At 47.6% G+C, this 15428-nt stretch carries 18 protein-coding genes; 15 read left to right on the top strand and 3 right to left on the bottom strand.

The window, feature by feature from the left end; genetic code table 11:
* Nucleotides 1-136 precede the first annotated feature (136 nt).
* Genes DWY31_RS12170 through DWY31_RS12155 form a run of 4 tightly spaced genes read left to right on the top strand, consistent with a single transcriptional unit; the run spans nucleotide 137 to nucleotide 2061 of the window.
* On the top strand, nucleotides 137-571 hold the full coding sequence (locus DWY31_RS12170) for a hypothetical protein (RefSeq protein ID WP_005333491.1): 435 nt from the start codon (nucleotides 137-139) through the stop codon (nucleotides 569-571).
* 3 nt (nucleotides 572-574) lie between these two features.
* Nucleotides 575-934: a YccF domain-containing protein gene (locus DWY31_RS12165; RefSeq protein ID WP_005333494.1), complete on the top strand. Its 360-nt coding sequence runs from the start codon at nucleotides 575-577 to the stop codon at nucleotides 932-934.
* A 1-nt stretch (nucleotide 935) separates the two neighbouring features.
* Nucleotides 936-1772, top strand: coding sequence for an EcsC family protein (locus DWY31_RS12160; RefSeq protein WP_005333496.1), 837 nt, complete (start codon nucleotides 936-938; stop codon nucleotides 1770-1772).
* Nucleotides 1729-2061, top strand: a complete 333-nt coding sequence (locus DWY31_RS12155; RefSeq protein ID WP_005333498.1) for a DUF5301 domain-containing protein — start codon at nucleotides 1729-1731, stop codon at nucleotides 2059-2061. The genes DWY31_RS12160 and DWY31_RS12155 overlap by 44 nt, the downstream gene beginning before the upstream one ends.
* Before the next feature lie 225 nt (nucleotides 2062-2286).
* On the opposite strand, the gene tet(40) is transcribed toward DWY31_RS12155, so the two are convergent.
* Nucleotides 2287-3507 carry a tetracycline efflux MFS transporter Tet(40) gene (gene tet(40), locus DWY31_RS12150; protein ID WP_117823347.1) on the bottom strand — a complete coding sequence of 407 codons (1221 nt, stop codon included), beginning with the start codon at nucleotides 3505-3507 and terminating at the stop codon, nucleotides 2287-2289.
* A gap of 50 nt (nucleotides 3508-3557) precedes the next feature.
* Nucleotides 3558-5477 (bottom strand): tetracycline resistance ribosomal protection protein Tet(O), encoded by a 1920-nt coding sequence (tet(O), locus tag DWY31_RS12145; RefSeq protein WP_117823345.1) that lies wholly within the window; start codon nucleotides 5475-5477, stop codon nucleotides 3558-3560.
* A gap of 492 nt (nucleotides 5478-5969) precedes the next feature.
* On the opposite strand from tet(O), the gene DWY31_RS12135 reads away from it, so the two are divergent.
* The 11 genes from DWY31_RS12135 (at nucleotide 5970) to DWY31_RS12080 (ending at nucleotide 14762) form a co-directional block, all read left to right on the top strand.
* Nucleotides 5970-6425, top strand: coding sequence for an XRE family transcriptional regulator (locus tag DWY31_RS12135; protein ID WP_003505401.1), 456 nt, complete (start codon nucleotides 5970-5972; stop codon nucleotides 6423-6425).
* Nucleotides 6426-6638: 213 nt separating this feature from the next.
* On the top strand, nucleotides 6639-7406 hold the full coding sequence (locus DWY31_RS12130) for a class I SAM-dependent methyltransferase (protein WP_003505400.1): 768 nt from the start codon (nucleotides 6639-6641) through the stop codon (nucleotides 7404-7406).
* 204 nt (nucleotides 7407-7610) lie between these two features.
* The gene (locus DWY31_RS12125; protein WP_003505338.1) at nucleotides 7611-8057 is read left to right on the top strand and encodes an RNA polymerase sigma factor; all 447 of its coding nucleotides are present in this window, start codon (nucleotides 7611-7613) and stop codon (nucleotides 8055-8057) included.
* On the top strand, nucleotides 8047-8250 hold the full coding sequence (locus DWY31_RS12120) for a helix-turn-helix domain-containing protein (RefSeq protein ID WP_003505336.1): 204 nt from the start codon (nucleotides 8047-8049) through the stop codon (nucleotides 8248-8250). The genes DWY31_RS12125 and DWY31_RS12120 overlap by 11 nt, the downstream gene beginning before the upstream one ends.
* A gap of 624 nt (nucleotides 8251-8874) precedes the next feature.
* A complete protein-coding gene (locus DWY31_RS12115) occupies nucleotides 8875-9273 on the top strand; it encodes a plasmid mobilization protein (RefSeq protein WP_002569238.1) in 399 nt (132 codons plus the stop codon).
* Nucleotides 9245-10867, top strand: a complete 1623-nt coding sequence (locus DWY31_RS12110) for a relaxase/mobilization nuclease domain-containing protein (RefSeq protein WP_002569237.1) — start codon at nucleotides 9245-9247, stop codon at nucleotides 10865-10867. The genes DWY31_RS12115 and DWY31_RS12110 overlap by 29 nt, the downstream gene beginning before the upstream one ends.
* A 185-nt stretch (nucleotides 10868-11052) precedes the next feature.
* Nucleotides 11053-11265, top strand: a complete 213-nt coding sequence (locus DWY31_RS12100; protein ID WP_002569236.1) for a hypothetical protein — start codon at nucleotides 11053-11055, stop codon at nucleotides 11263-11265.
* A complete protein-coding gene (locus DWY31_RS12095) occupies nucleotides 11255-12004 on the top strand; it encodes a phage replisome organizer N-terminal domain-containing protein (RefSeq protein WP_002569235.1) in 750 nt (249 codons plus the stop codon). The genes DWY31_RS12100 and DWY31_RS12095 overlap by 11 nt, the downstream gene beginning before the upstream one ends.
* Nucleotides 12001-12855, top strand: coding sequence for an ATP-binding protein (locus DWY31_RS12090; RefSeq protein ID WP_002569234.1), 855 nt, complete (start codon nucleotides 12001-12003; stop codon nucleotides 12853-12855). Before DWY31_RS12095 ends, DWY31_RS12090 begins: the two co-directional genes overlap by 4 nt.
* Nucleotides 12852-13040 carry a transposon-encoded TnpW family protein gene (locus DWY31_RS12085; RefSeq protein ID WP_002569233.1) on the top strand — a complete coding sequence of 63 codons (189 nt, stop codon included), beginning with the start codon at nucleotides 12852-12854 and terminating at the stop codon, nucleotides 13038-13040. Before DWY31_RS12090 ends, DWY31_RS12085 begins: the two co-directional genes overlap by 4 nt.
* A gap of 111 nt (nucleotides 13041-13151) precedes the next feature.
* Nucleotides 13152-14762: a recombinase family protein gene (locus DWY31_RS12080; RefSeq protein WP_002569232.1), complete on the top strand. Its 1611-nt coding sequence runs from the start codon at nucleotides 13152-13154 to the stop codon at nucleotides 14760-14762.
* 213 nt (nucleotides 14763-14975) lie between these two features.
* Here the strand turns inward: DWY31_RS12080 and DWY31_RS12075 are convergent, their stop codons facing one another.
* Nucleotides 14976-15422: a hypothetical protein gene (locus DWY31_RS12075; protein WP_005333500.1), complete on the bottom strand. Its 447-nt coding sequence runs from the start codon at nucleotides 15420-15422 to the stop codon at nucleotides 14976-14978.
* Between the last annotated feature and the right edge of the window lie 6 nt (nucleotides 15423-15428).

Here is a 15428-nt window from a genome sequence, read left to right as displayed (position 1 = left end):
GGTATCGAGAGATACCCGTAGCAAATGAGATAGCAAGACTTTTATTGTGGCAGAGGTCATGATAGGAGTCTTTTTTTATTATGAAATATAGAAAATCTGCCGCAATAGTCTGCTAAAAAGAAAGAGAGGATAAACGATGAGTAACGAAATGATGAAACGGGAAATGCAGGAAGCAGTACAGGCAGGGGAGCGGGCGCTTCAGAGCCTTTACGCAGCAAGGGATAAGTTGGGAAGTGCGAGAAACTGGGGCATTTTTGATATGCTTGGAGGAGGCTTTATCAGTGACTTTGTGAAGCATTCTAAAATGAATGACGCAGCTGCGTTGATGGAACAGGCGAAAAGCGATATTCAGCGTTTTCAGAGAGAATTAAGAGATGTGCAGGTTTCCTTGGATCTACGCATGGAAATCGGCAGCTTCCTTTCCTTTGCGGATTTCTTTCTGGACGGGCTGGTGGCAGATTATATGGTGCAGAGCAAGATTGCAGATGCAAGAGAACAGGTGGATGATGCCATCAACCGGATAGAAAAGATACTTGCTGATGTGAAAAATCGGATGAATGGGGAGGTGTAGCATATGGGATGCCTGGGAAATGTGTTGTGGTTTGTGTTTGGCGGCGCAGTCAGTGGGCTGAGCTGGTGTCTGGCAGGTTGTCTCTGGTGTATTACCGTTGTGGGGATTCCGGTGGGGATGCAGTGTTTTAAATTTGCGGCGCTTAGTTTTTTCCCCTTTGGAAAAGAGGTGCAGTATGGTGGCGGAGCTGGTTCGTTCCTTTTGAATATCATCTGGCTGATTGTATCCGGTCTGCCTCTTGCACTGGAGCATCTGGCGTTGGGTACAGCTTTATGTGTGACGATTATCGGAATCCCGTTTGGTTTACAGCAGTTTAAACTGGCGAAACTGGCATTGATGCCGTTTGGTGCGGAGGTGTATTAAGATGCGATTATTTGATAAAAGGACACCGCTTCAGAAGGAGTGGGAAAAGCTGGAAGTACAGGAGCAGAGATTCCTTCAGAAGCGTTCAGAGAAAAGGGAGAGCATTCTGAATCAGAAACTGGAGGAAAAGATACCGCCGAAACTTCAGAAAACATTGGATACCGCTTTTGCGAAGGCATTTGCTCTGATTTTCGAGAAAGGAACCGGGGTTATTGAAAAGACGTATCAGCGGACAAAACTGGAGCAGGATTATCAGGTGCGGCAGTATATGGCGGATGTAAAGCAGAATTCCAAATCCCTCCGCTCTTTTTCTAAAAAGGCAAGAGATACGGGAACAAAGAATTTACTGCTATCCGGTGTGTCTGGAATCGGGATGGGCGTATTGGGAATCGGTCTGCCGGATATTCCGGTATTTACAGGGATGATTTTAAAGAATATTTATGAGACTGCTCTGCAGTATGGATACAGCTATGAAAGCAGGGAAGAAAAATATTTTATCTTATTATTGATCCGGGGAGCAGTATCCTATGGGGATACACTTTGTGAGATTGACGGGAAAGTAAATGAATTTATCAGAAACGGAATACTGCCGGAAGAGTATCAGGATAAGGAGCAGATCGAACAAACGGCGGGAGCTTTGTCAAAAGAGCTTCTGTATATGAAGTTCTTACAGGGAATTCCGGTGGTTGGTGCTGTAGGCGGAGCTTATGATGCAGTCTACATGAAACGGATCACAGAGTATGCAGAGCTGAAATACCGGCACAGGTATCTGGCGGGGCGGAAAAAGGCAGAGAATGGACAATTATGTAAAAGGTGTAAAAGTTATAGAGATATATGATGCCGCAAATAAGGAATTGCTGGTAAAGTATGATGATAAGCATAATATAGACAAGGTTATTTCTGCTTTAAATATAAAATCATGGAAAGAGACAGAAAAAAGCATAGGTATGAACCCTAAATATACCATAAAATTTTATTGCGATACTACGAACCAAGATGAAGAAAAAGATATAAAAGAAATTACCCTTTATGAAAATGGGGAATATGCTACGATTTTTATTACTTCTCCTGGCGGAGTAAAACAAAACTATAAAACGAGCATTGATATTTCTGAATTGGTTATCTAATAATATTTGTGTAATGAGAATGAAAATCTAATTCTTTCAAGTTTAACTAAGACATTCCCGGAGCAAATGCTCATGTACGGTAAAGTATCACAAGAAAATTATGTCGAATTGACAGCCGCCTCCGCTATACCGAATAAGGAAATAAAGAGTCCTCAAATTTTGCGCTACTAAATGAAGACGAGCGGAAGTAATCTCCCGCTCGTCAGTAAACTTAACTATGCCATATCAATCCCGCTTCTTTCCCGCCACCGGCACTAAGAACAGCGCGGGCAACAGCAGGAAAGCGGTACAGACCAGCCCCCAGGGTATGGACACCTGCTGGGCTACCAGCCCCACAATAGGCCCGCCGATGATCTGCCCGAAAGAGTCCAGCTGTCCGCTGGTGGAAAAGACTGTGGCGCGCATTTTCTCATCCACATGGTCGTTCATCCAGGCGGCCAGCACAGGCTCCTTGATGGTGCGCATAAGCCCCGCCAGCAGGAACACCAACAACATGAACCAAAAGCTCCGCCCCACCGCGAAGAGAACCAGGCACAGGATATACCCGGCGCTGGTGGACATGACCACACTGGTTCGGCTGACAGTCCCTTTTTTCTCCATGCGGGCGATGAGCAACTGAGAAGCCAGAATACCTAAGCCGCTGCCGATAAGACTGATAACACCGAACCAAGTGACGCTGTTCAGCGGCCCGATAACGGGTATTACCGTGTCATCCAGAAAATGAGCGGTGGAGAGCCGGTCAAAGCCTTCACTGGCAAGTCCCCCGCATAGTGTGATTGCTAAGAGCGTCAGCAACACAGGTGCGCCTTTCACAAAGCCCAGGTTGAGCTTGAACAGGCAGACAAAGTCTTTAAGCAAGCCCTGCCGTTCCTCAATAGCAGGGGAGAAGTTGGTTTCTGGCATGATGCGACCCAACACCAGCCCCAACAACAAGCACAAACTGCCCCCCAAGATGACAGGCATTTGCAGGTTTATGTTTCCCAGCAGTGTGCCCAGCACCACGCCCAGAACGCCGCCGATTTGCCCCATTTGACTGCCCCGCAGGAACACCTTGTCTATGGGTTTGTCCTCTTCCTCCGAGGCAATCCACGCCTCCAGAGCGCCGGTGATGAAGGTATCACCGCAACCCCAGACAACCTGGGCCAGCAGAACCGTCGCGAACCACGGTAGCGCACCCTCCATCAGAAAGCCCAGGCCGTAGAGGAACATTCCAATCAGCACCGAGCGCCGACGGCTATACAAATCCGCCACCACACCGGTGGGCATCTCGAACAGAAAGCAGGAGGTCTCCTGAACCGTCCCTACCAGGACAAGCTGGAAAGCATCCAGCTGCACCACCTCCAGGTGGTACACGATGGAAAGCACTGTGGACATAGAAACCGCCAGGGAACAGACAAATCGGAACAGCAGGTAGACAGAATATGCCTTTGAATTTTTAGCAAACATGAAGTTACATTCTCCTTTCAAATCTCATTTTATATGACTTTTGCAAGCTGTTAAGCTAACTTGTGGAACATATGCCGAACCTTATCTATACGGCTATTCGGGCGGCGGGGTTGGCAAATAAATTTACCAATAGCTGGCTGGTATCCTTTTAACTCTGTCAAGCAGACTCCCTGCCCATTTGTGAAATAAGTTAAATCGTTCCTGTATTCTTGAATACATCTAGCAGGGATTTCTCCTTTCAGAATGACCTCGTCATTCTTTATCTGAGTACTTACAATATCTGCACAATACCTTGGAGCATCATGATACGCCCGTGAGAGATATTCCTGCGGTGCATAAATTTCAAAGTGGAGATATGGCTCTAATAGTTCTGTCCCTGCTTTTTTTAAAGCCTGCTCCAATACGATAGGGGAAAGCAGCCGAAAGTCTGCGGGGGTACTTACAGGACTATAATACAATCCATATTCAAAACAGATTTTACAGTCTGTCACTTTCCATCCATACAGCCCCTGCTCGCAGCCATAAAGAACCCCCTCCATAACCGCATTTTGGAACGATTGATTTAAATATCCAAGTGAAACTCTGCTTTCATACTGCACTCCGCTTCCAATAGGGAGCGGCTCTATGGACAACCCGACAGAAGCCCAGAAAGGATTTGGCGGGACTTCTATGTGGATGGTATATTCTGCTTTTCTAAGCGGTCTTTCCATATATATAACAGTAGGCTCTTTTATTTCTGCCTCCACATGATATTTTTCCTCAAGGATGGCACAAATGACTTCCATCTGCACATTCCCCAAAAAAGATAACATAATCTCATGGGTAACAGTATCAATGTCAAAATGCAAAAGAGGGTCTGTATCAGCAATCTCTGCGAGGGCATTTAACAGGGCTTCCCTTTGCTCCGGCTTTTGCGGCTCTACCGTTGTCCGAAGTAATGGCATGGGATTATCAATCCGTGTTTTGTGAGGCAGGAGTTTTTCATTTCCCAGGATATCGTTCAGTTTCAAAGTATCATCAGCTAAAATAACAATTTCTCCCGGACAGGCATGGTCAGCCGGGACGATTTCACCATTTGACGGAATACACATCTCTGTGATTTTTATTTTCTCTTTTTCAGATATTCTAATAACATCCCTCAAATGCAATGTTCCGCTATATATACGCACATAAACAAAACGCCGCCTTTTCTCTGAATATTCAATCTTAAAAACCTGCCCGCATAGTTCAGATTGACCTTCAGGCGTTGATGAATAAAATTTACTGGCAATTACTTCTATAAGCTGCCGAATCCCCAGATTGTTTTTAGCGCTTCCGTGATAAACGGGAAATAACGTTCCGTTTTGGAATCTCCTGTTTTCTTCCTGTTCCAGTTCTGACATTTTAAACGGTTTCCCTGACATATATTTCTCTAATAGTTCATCGTTTCCCATAATTACCGCATCCCACTGTTCCATATCGTCATTGTCCGTTACATTTATATGGGGATGCTGCCCAACCTTTTGCTTCACTATAATTTCCGAAGAAAGCTTTGCTTTCATTTCCCGATATACCATTGGCAAATCAATCCCCTCTTGGTCAATTTTATTGATGAAAAAAATTGTCGGAATCTTCATTATCTGTAGTGCATGAAACAGTATACGGGTCTGTGCCTGTATGCCATCCTTTGCAGAAACTAATAATACTGCTCCGTCTAATACGGATAAAGAACGGTATACTTCCGCCAAAAAATCCATATGGCCTGGCGTATCTATAATGTTGACTTTTACATCCTCCCACTGAAAAGATGTCACTGCTGTCTGGATAGTGATTCCCCTTTGACGCTCCAAATTCATTGTATCTGTCCTTGTTGTGCCTTCATCTACGCTCCCTAGTTCTGCAATTGCACCACTGGTATACAATAAACTTTCCGTTAATGTTGTCTTTCCTGCGTCAACGTGAGCCAGAATGCCTAAGTTAATTATTTTCATGTGATTTTCCTCCTATCAACACCCAAAAAAGGGCATAAAAATACCCAGTGATAAATACTCCTATCACTGGGTAAATAACTCCAATAGCCCCAAAACACTTATATGTTTTCGGGCATATAAAATTACATGATAAAAGTATTCTTAAACTGGGTACAAAAAACTAAGCCCCATATTAAAAGTGAAACGGGACTGCTACTTTTTGTTCCCACTATCAAATTGACAGTTTATTTAAGAATACCTTGCCGCATATTTTTTACTCCTTTTCTGGAATGAAGCTATTATATCACATCAGTTTTAGGAAAGCAAGTACTTAAAAGAAATTTTTCTTCCCCTTATATGTAACAATCATACCGGCTTCCTGGTGTTCAGAATGGTTTCTGCTGTCTGCTGTGGTGTTTGATTGGAATTGTCCAGCCAAAAGCCGATCCGTGGTGTTGTCTGCATAAATGTATCGTATATTGATAAAATCAGCATCAGAGAGGAGGAACCATTTTGAACCAGAAACAGACGGATATTACAACAGGAAAGCAAATACGTCATCTGCGAACACAATCGGGAATGACACAGGAAGAACTGGCTGGGGAATTGAATGTTACCCGGCAGGCGCTATCGAATTGGGAGAGAGATGTTAATGAACCCGATTTAAATACGTTGAAAAAAATTTGTTTTCTTTTTGGAGTCCACATGGACGATTTTGCGAAGGAGGTAATAACAAAAATGGAAACATGTGAAAAAAAAGAGAAACGACAATTTAATAAGTATGATATGGCAATTGGACTTTTTTATGGTGTCGGGATATTTCTTGGCATTGGTATTTTCTTTGTTGGCGGTTTTATGACAATGTCGGGTGCAGGGTGGGGAGCATCACTATTTGGCGGTGGCTGTTTTTCTCTTGTATTTGGCTTGATATGCCATGCAGTTATTACATTGAGAAGAAATGACAAATGATGACATATCCTGCTTTCTAGACTTTTCGGTCATATCGCGTAAAAAAGCCGCTGCTTTTGGCTTTCCAATAGCGGCGGCAAAGGGAAATATCCTTTGAATACCTTACAGAAGAAAAGTTTTGCAGCATTATAAAAATAAAAGCCTATACCATTTTGGAAAGAAAAGATACATAATAGTCAAGACGGCAACAATCAGAAGTTATGGAGGGTAACAATGGAATATAGTAAGGAAGATTTAATGGAAGCAAAAAGGCAAATTTTGGGAGTGGGAGAGAACATGGGAACAGAGGAAAGTAAAAAAATCTGGGAGAAAAACGCACAATTTTGGGATAATGCAATGGGTGACAAATCTAATGAATTTCACAGAGAGGTAGTGCGTCCCAAAGTAACGGAACTTCTATCTCCTAATCCTGCGGATTACATTTTGGATATTGCGTGTGGCAATGGAAATTATTCTTCGTATCTTGCACAAAGAGGCGCTTCGATTGTCGCTTTTGATTACAGCAAAAAAATGATAGAATTGGCTAAAAGACGGCAATCACAATATGCAAAACAAATTGAATTTTGTGTAGCGGATGCGACCAATAGAGAAAGTATATTAGAATTAAAAAGAAATCGAGCCTTTACGAAAGCAGTTTCTAATATGGCAATTATGGATATTACGGATATTGAACCACTTCTTATGGCTGTTTATGAACTGTTGGAGGAAAGCGGAATTTTTGTCTTTGCAACGCAACACCCTTGTTTTATCACGTTGACTGAAAAATATATGACACCGCACAGTTACTATGGTATAGCGATTGAAGGGCAACCGGAGGAGCAGATTTATTATCATCGTTCCATACAAGATATTTTTAACCTTTGTTTTAGAGCTGGATTTGTCATTGATGGATTTTATGAAGAATGTTTCAAAAACAACAAAGAAATTCCTATGGTAATGATAGTAAGGCTTAAAAAGGTAAAACGTGATAGCTTAAAATAAATTCAAGTTTGCCGGATAAATAGCAAACCTGGCCGAGCCAGTCAACGGTCAAGATGAACGGGCTTCGCCCGCCGTTGACAGCCCCGCCCGGTTTTGCAGTTAGGCAGTCAAGGAGCGACAGCCTAAAGTGCTGCCGCCCCTTACTATCATAAAAAGCAACTACTAACCAGCCACAGCCCTTTTGGGAGGAAAGGGGGATTTTCCATGACCTGTACAGAAGAATATCGGGAACATATCGAGTACACTTTCCATGCCTTTTGCAAAGTCGTTATCCGAAATGCAACGATCAACGCAGCGAGGACACGGAGCAGGAAGCACAAAAGAGAAATATCCCTTGAATACCTCACAGACGAAAAGCACTACCCTTTAGGCACGACAGATGAATATTTCCAAGCCCCGGAGCCGGACGAGGAATACATACTTACCCTTTGCGGCGATACGGTCATTTTCAGCAGCGGCTTACTTGCGGAAGCCCTGTCACGGCTGGACGAACGGGAGCGGGAAATGATTTACCTGTCCTTTTTCAAGCGTATTCCACAGCACGAAATTGGCAGACAGTACGGGCGCAGCCGCAGCACAGCGGGCTACCATATCCGAAAAGTCCTACGGCAGCTCCAAGCGGAAATGGAGGGAATGGCATATGAGAAATAATAGGCTTCTCCCCTATGAAACAATCGTCCAAGCCACCAGCGGGGAGCCGGAAGCGGTGGGAACTGTATTGCAGTATTACCGCCGCCGCATACAATGTGCCGCCCGTGTGAATGGACGGGTAGACCAAGATACAGAGGACTACATCACCCAGACGCTTCTCACAGCTATTTTCAAGTTCCGCTTTGGGAGATAGCCCTACCGCCTACAACTGAATAACCGCCGCTTCGCCGGCAACCAGAAAGCAGTAAATCTATTCAACAGATTTGCTGCTTTTTTTCGTTCCTGTTTGGCATTTTTGAAAATCCCCAGTATGAAAAAACAAAAGGGAAAATTGCCGCCGCAGTTGGCAAAATCCCTTACTTATCCGTGGAGGGTATCAAAGAAAAAAATACTGCCATTGTCCGCCTTTTTCGGCTTGCGTGGTGTTGTAGGGAATAAGGGGAAATTCTAAAAATCTCCGTCCATTTTGCTTTGCGTGGTGTTGTAGGTAGTGAAAGGAAAATTTTCAAGATATGCCGGAATAGCGGGTAGCAAAGCCCTTTTGAAACGTCTTGTTAGCGGAAAGTACGGAAGCCGGGGAACGCCGGAGTTTTTCAGAGCAAGATTCTACCGCAGTACCAAAATTCGCTTATCGCTCATTTTGCCCCTGCGGGAATCTTGTTGGGGAGTGCCTTCCCCAAACCCTGCTTATGCGGCTTACGCCGCTGGAAAATCCCTCAAAATAATTTTTCGGATTTTTCAAAAACAGTTCCGCTTTACACCCTGTTTTTCTCCTATTAGTGAGAGGACACCACGCACAGCCGAAGGAGGTTTTACCATGCGAAAACGATATAACACGCCGCACCGCAGCCGGGTAGTCAAGACACGCATGACCGAGGAAGAATACGCCGAGTTTGCGGAAAGGCTTTCTGCTTACAACATGAGCCAAGCCGAGTTTATCCGGCAAGCCATAACCGGGGCAGCCATACGCCCCATCATAACCGTTTCCCCCGTCAATGACGAGTTGCTTGCCGCTGTCGGGAAGCTGACCGCCGAATACGGCAGGATCGGCGGCAACTTAAACCAGATAGCCCGGACGCTGAACGAGTGGCACAGCCCCTACCCGCAGCTTGCCGGGGAGGTACGGGCGGCGGTTTCCGACCTTGCTGCCCTAAAGTTTGAAGTCTTGCAGAAAGTGGGTGACGCTGTTGGCAACATTCAAACATATCAGCTCTAAAAATGCGGACTATGGCGCAGCGGAAGCCTATCTCACATTTGAGCATGACGAGTTTACCATGAAGCCCACCCTTGATGAAAACGGGCGGCTGATACCGAGGGAGGATTACCGCATTTCTTCCCTCAACTGTGGGGGCGAGGATTTCGCTGTTGCCTGTATGCGGGCTAATCTCCGCTATGAGAAAAACCAAAAACGGGAAGATGTGAAAAGCCACCACTATATCATCAGCTTTGACCCACGGGACGGGACAGACAACGGCTTGACCGTAGACCGGGCGCAGGAGCTGGGCGAGCAGTTCTGTAAAGAGCATTTCCCCGGACACCAAGCCTTAGTCTGCACCCACCCGGACGGGCATAACCACAGCGGCAATATCCATGTGCATATCGTCATCAACTCCCTGCGGATTTATGAAGTCCCGCTTCTGCCCTACATGGACAGACCAGCCGACACACGGGAGGGCTGCAAGCACCGCTGCACCAACGCCGCTATGGAATATTTCAAGAGTGAAGTCATGGAGATGTGCCACCGGGAGGGGCTTTACCAAATCGACCTCCTAAGCGGCAGCAAGGAACGGATAACCGAACGGGAATACTGGGCGGCAAAGAAAGGACAGCTTGCCCTTGATAAAGAGAACGCTGTCAGAGAAGCCGCAGGACAGCCGACCAAGCCCACCAAGTTTGAAACGGACAAGGCGAAGCTGCGCCGGACGATACGGCAGGCACTTTCCCAAGCTGGCAGCTTTGACGAATTTTCTTCCCTTTTGCTGCGGGAGGGTGTGACCGTCAAGGAGAGCCGGGGGCGGCTTTCCTACCTCACGCCGGACAGGACAAAGCCTATCACAGCCCGGAAGCTGGGGGACGATTTTGACAAGGCTGCTGTCCTTGTCCTGCTTACGCAGAACGCCCACAGAGCCGCCGAACAGAGCAAAGCCATACTCGAATACCCTGCCGCGGTTAAAAAGCTGTCACAAGGGGAAAAAACCACAAAAACCACCCCGGCAGACAACACCTTGCAGCGCATGGTTGACCGGGAAGCCAAGCGAGCCGAGGGCAAGGGCGTGGGCTATGACCGCTGGGCGGCAAAGCACAACCTAAAGCAAATGGCAGCTACCGTTACCGCCTATCAGCAGTACGGCTTTTCTTCCCCGGAGGAACTGGACGAAGCCTGTTCTGCCGCCTATACCGCCATGCGGGAAAGCCTTACAGAGCTGAAGCAGATGGAAAAGACGCTGAACGGGAAAAAGGAGCTGCAACGGCAGGTGCTTGCCTATTCCAAGACCCGCCCTGTCCGGGACGGGCTGAAACAGCAGAAAAACGCCAAAGCAAAAGCAGCCTACCGTCAGAAGTACGAAAGCGACTTTATCATAGCAGACGCAGCCGCCCGCTATTTCAGGGAAAACGGCATTTCCAAGCTGCCGAGCTATAAAGCCCTGCAAGCAGAGATTGAAACCCTTATCCAAGAGAAAAACAGCGGCTACAACGATTACCGGGCAAAACGGGAGGAATACCGCCGCTTACAGACTGTCAAGGGCAATATCGACCAGATTTTACACCGGGAGCGCAAGCCTGTGAAAAGGCAGGAACAGGAACGATAAAAACCGCCCCAAAATGTACCCGAACCTATACAGAACAAGGGGGCTGCCCCGTACCCTATCCGCAAATACCAAAGGATTTTTTAACGGGCTTATAGGGCAGAAAAAACCCGAAAATGATACCGAGATGATACAGAATTACCGCCGATACCGCCACACCAGCGGAAACGGCAGAAAGGAGCGCACCCATGCCAAGAATGAGCAAGAAACGGCGGCTGGAATGGTCTTTTTTCCTGCGGCAAGTGAAAGTCGGGAATTCCACCTGCGATCGTATCACATACAATGACCTCTGCCGGGGCTGTACCCATAGCTGCAAGCAGAGCTTCCGGGCGGTTATCATACTCTGCCCCCACTACTACTCCAAACGCCGGAAAAAGGAGGACAGGGACAATGGCAGATAACCGCAAGTATTACTACCTCAAGCTGAAAGAGAACTTTTTTGACAGCGACTCCATTGTGCTGCTGGAAGATATGAAAGACGGGATTTTATACTCCAATATCCTCTTGAAGCTGTACTTAAAATCGCTGAAAAACGGCGGGAAATTGCAGCTTGACGAGCATATCCCCTACACAGCGCAGATGATAGCGACACTGACCCGCCACCAGATAGGGACGGTTGAGAGGGCTTTAGAGATTTTCCGGCAGTTGGGGCTTGTGGAGCAGCTTGACAGCGGGGCTTTCTATATGACCGACATTGAGCTGATGATAGGACAGTCCTCTACCGAAGCCGAGCGGAAACGGGCTGCAAGACTGGAAAACAAGGCACTTTTACCGCCCCGGACAAAAGGCGGACATTTGTCCGACATTCGTCCACCAGAGATAGAGATAGAGTTAGAGAAAGAGATAGAGATAGAAAAAGAGAGAGAGGGAGAAACGGGACACCCCGCCCCCGCCGCTTATGGCAGATACAACAATGTGATACTGACCGATACAGAGCTTTCCGGGCTAAAAACAGAGTTGCCCGACAAGTGGGAGTATTATATTGACCGGCTTTCCTGCCATATCGCTTCCACCGGGAAACAGTACCACAGCCATGCAGCCACCATTTACAAGTGGGCGCAGGAGGACGCTGCCAAAGGCAAGGCTGCCCCGAAACAGGGCATACCCGATTATTCATGCAAGGAGGGCGAGAGCTTATGAAAAACGGAATTGAAGCTATGATTACGGACATTACAGCCACTACCGCCGAAGCGGAGGACTACACAGGCGAGGACGGGCTTTTATACTGCGGTAAGTGCCATACGCCCAAAGAAGCCTATTTTGCAGAGGGAAAGACTTGTTTCGGGCGTGACCGCCACCCGGCAGAGTGCGACTGCCAGCGGGCAGCCCGTGAAAAGCAGCAAGCCGCCGAAAGCCGACAGAAGCACCTTGAAAAAGTGGAGGACTTGAAACGCCGGGGCTTTACCGACCCTGCTATGCGGAACTGGACATTTGAGCATGACAACGGCAGAAACCCGCAGACCGAAACCGCCCGCTTTTATGTGGAGAGCTGGGAAACCATGCAGGCTGAAAATATCGGCTACCTGTTTTGGGGCGGCGTGGGGACGGGAAAAAGCTACCTTGCCGCCTGTATCGCCAACGCCCTTATGGAAAAAGAGGTTGCCGTCTGCATGACAAACTTTGCAACGATACTGGGTGACCTTGCCGCCAGCTTTGAGGGCAGGAACGAATATATTTCCCGCCTTTGCAGCTACCCTCTGCTGATACTTGATGATTTCGGTATGGAGCGAGGAACAGAATACGGGCTGGAACAGGTTTACAGCGTGATTGACAGCCGTTACCGAAGCGGCAAGCCGCTGATCGCCACGACCAACCTCACGCTGGAGGAATTGCAGCACCCGCAGGACACGCCCCACGCCCGTATCTATGACAGGCTGACTTCCATGTGCGCCCCCGTCCGCTTCACGGGCAGCAACTTCCGAAAGGAAACCGCACAGGAAAAGCTGGAACGCTTAAAGCAACTGATGAAGCAGCGAAAGGAGAGCCTATGACAGAAACGAAACAGACAAGCACCACCAAAACAGACCGCCGCCCGGACTGTGTGACGGAAATCCGCATGGGCAACTCCGTCCTTACCGTTTCCGGCTTCTTCAAGCAGGGCGCAACCGACACCGCAGCCGACAAGATGATGAAAGTGCTGGAAGCGGAAGCTGCTACACAAAAAACGGCGATTTGACCGACCATAAAGAAGCAGATTTGACGCTTTTGCCGCTATACAGACAGCCGCCCCATGTGGTACAATCAAGGTACGGAATAGTGGGGCTGGCTGTCGGAAACGGAGGATTTTATGTTAAGACAGACCAACCAACAACCAATTACCGCCCTTTACCCAAGACTATCCCATGAGGACGAGCTGCAAGGCGAAAGCAATTCCATTTCCAATCAGAAGCGTATCCTTGAAACCTATGCAAAGCAGAACGGCTTTTCCAATCTGCGCTGGTACACGGACGACGGTTATTCTGGTGCGAACTTTCAAAGACCCGGTTTTCAAGCCATGCTTGCGGACATTGAAGCCGGAAAAGTCGGGACAGTTATCGTAAAGGATATGTCGAGGTTAGGGCGAAACTACCTGCAAGTGGGAATGTACACGGAAATGATTTTCCCACAGAAAGGTGTCCGCTTCATCGCTATCAATGACGGAGTGGACAGCGCACAGGGCGACAATGACTTTGCCCCGCTGCGGAATATCTTTAACGAATGGCTGGTGAGAGATACGAGCAAGAAAATCAAAGCAGTAAAACGCTCAAAAGGCATGAATGGCAAGCCCATCACAAGCAAGCCTGTGTATGGCTACCTCATGGACGAGGATGAAAATTTCATTATTGACGAGGAAGCTGCACCCGTAGTCAAGCAGATATACAACCTCTGTCTTGCCGGGAATGGTCCGACCAAGATAGCCCGTATGCTCACAGAGCAGCAAATCCCCACGCCGGGAACGCTTGAATACCGCAGGACGGGCAGCACCCGCCGCTACCACCCCGGCTATGAGTGCAAGTGGGCGACCAATACCGTAGTGCATATCCTTGAAAACCGGGAATACACAGGCTGTCTGGTAAATTTCAAGACAGAAAAACTTTCTTACAAAGTCAAGCACAGTGTAGAAAATCCCCCGGAAAAGCAAGTGATTTTCGAGAACCACCACGAGCCTATCATAGACACCCAAACATGGGAACGGGTGCAGGAGCTTCGCAAACAGCGCAAACGCCCAAACCGCTATGATGAAGTGGGTTTGTTCTCCGGCATACTGTTCTGTGCGGACTGCGGCAGCGTGATGTATCAGCAGCGATACCAGACGGACAAGCGCAAGCAGGACTGTTATATCTGCGGCAACTACAAGAAACGCACCCATGACTGTACGGCGCACTTTATCCGCACCGACCTCTTGACCGCTGGTGTACTCTCCAATCTGCGGAAAGTGACCAGCTATGCGGCAAAGCATGAAGCCCGGTTTATGAAACTCTTGATTGAGCAGAACGAGGACGGGGGCAAACGCAGGAACGCCGCCAAGAAAAAGGAACTGGAAGCCTCCGAGAAACGCATAGCCGAGTTATCCGCTATCTTCAAGCGGCTGTATGAGGACAGCGTGACCGGGCGCATATCAGACGAGCGTTTCACAGAGCTGTCGGCAGACTATGAAGCAGAGCAACGGGAGCTGAAAGAAAGAGCCGCTGCTATTCAAGCGGAGCTTTCCAAAGCACAGGAAGCCACCGTGAACGCAGAAAAGTTTATGAATGTTGTCCGGCGGCATACCAGCTTTGAAGAACTTACCCCTACTCTGCTGCGGGAGTTTGTAGAGAAAATCGTTGTGCATGAGTGCAGCTATGACGAGAACAAGACCCGCAGACAGGACATTGAGATTTATTATTCTTTTGTTGGCAAGGTGGACTTGCCCGAATAACCGCCCGACCTATCCGACACAATGCGCAAGTGCCGGATAGGAACGGCAAAATTTTTTACACTTCTATTACTTCTTTATCGCACATCAGTAAATGCTCATGGCATTGAAGCGGATACAAACACTATTGTTTGATAGAAATAAGAGAGGTTATTTATAATAAAATGAGCCGCCAGAACTGTAGGGGTGATGCAGTACGGGCGGCTCATTTTCTATCTAAACGGATGTATCCGGAAGTTCCGGCAGTTGATCGGTGAGTTCTTCATATCCGAGAATATCTCCGGCACATGGCATCGATTGCCCTGTTCCCTGCTGTGGTTTCCGGAAGTACAGCCGATACCGATGTCCCTCTAGGAGTTTGATATTCTTTTCCAGTGAGAAGGCGTATTCCTTTCCGTTATCACTGGCAAACCAATATTGCTGGTTTTTCCCGAAGAGTGTCTGTTCCCGTTTCGTGCAGCTTACGTCCAGTGACAGATAAGCATGTGTATGGATCAGGTGGTAGAAACTGAGTGCACGCAAGATGCTGCAGATTCCGATGAGGAGGCTCATGAGGATAAAGAGCCGGTCATGGGTGGCGATCCCGAAGATGCACCCAAAAAGTACACAGAAAAAGCCGATTGCACTGATGGCAACCAGCTTTGTGAAAAATGGTTTTGGCATAAGGTT

It is taken from the genome of Dorea sp. AF24-7LB, assembly GCF_003478575.1.
GTDB classification, from domain to species: Bacteria; Bacillota; Clostridia; order Lachnospirales; family Lachnospiraceae; genus Dorea_D; species Dorea_D hominis.
This window is presented reverse-complemented; position numbering and strand designations above follow the sequence as displayed.

What these genes read in the sequence shown, in the direction of transcription:
- DWY31_RS12170 (WP_005333491.1), top strand. Translation starts at nt 137, where the DNA reads ATGAGTAACGAAATGATGAAACGGGAAATGCAGGAAGCAGTACAGGCA.
- DWY31_RS12165 (WP_005333494.1), top strand. Translation starts at nt 575, where the DNA reads ATGGGATGCCTGGGAAATGTGTTGTGGTTTGTGTTTGGCGGCGCAGTC.
- DWY31_RS12160 (WP_005333496.1), top strand. Translation starts at nt 936, where the DNA reads ATGCGATTATTTGATAAAAGGACACCGCTTCAGAAGGAGTGGGAAAAG.
- DWY31_RS12155 (WP_005333498.1), top strand. Translation starts at nt 1,729, where the DNA reads ATGGACAATTATGTAAAAGGTGTAAAAGTTATAGAGATATATGATGCC.
- DWY31_RS12130 (WP_003505400.1), top strand. Translation starts at nt 6,639, where the DNA reads ATGGAATATAGTAAGGAAGATTTAATGGAAGCAAAAAGGCAAATTTTG.
- DWY31_RS12125 (WP_003505338.1), top strand. Translation starts at nt 7,611, where the DNA reads ATGACCTGTACAGAAGAATATCGGGAACATATCGAGTACACTTTCCAT.
- DWY31_RS12120 (WP_003505336.1), top strand. Translation starts at nt 8,047, where the DNA reads ATGAGAAATAATAGGCTTCTCCCCTATGAAACAATCGTCCAAGCCACC.
- DWY31_RS12115 (WP_002569238.1), top strand. Translation starts at nt 8,875, where the DNA reads ATGCGAAAACGATATAACACGCCGCACCGCAGCCGGGTAGTCAAGACA.
- DWY31_RS12100 (WP_002569236.1), top strand. Translation starts at nt 11,053, where the DNA reads ATGCCAAGAATGAGCAAGAAACGGCGGCTGGAATGGTCTTTTTTCCTG.
- DWY31_RS12095 (WP_002569235.1), top strand. Translation starts at nt 11,255, where the DNA reads ATGGCAGATAACCGCAAGTATTACTACCTCAAGCTGAAAGAGAACTTT.
- DWY31_RS12090 (WP_002569234.1), top strand. Translation starts at nt 12,001, where the DNA reads ATGAAAAACGGAATTGAAGCTATGATTACGGACATTACAGCCACTACC.
- DWY31_RS12085 (WP_002569233.1), top strand. Translation starts at nt 12,852, where the DNA reads ATGACAGAAACGAAACAGACAAGCACCACCAAAACAGACCGCCGCCCG.
- DWY31_RS12080 (WP_002569232.1), top strand. Translation starts at nt 13,152, where the DNA reads ATGTTAAGACAGACCAACCAACAACCAATTACCGCCCTTTACCCAAGA.
- DWY31_RS12075 (WP_005333500.1), bottom strand. Translation starts at nt 15,422, where the DNA reads ATGCCAAAACCATTTTTCACAAAGCTGGTTGCCATCAGTGCAATCGGC.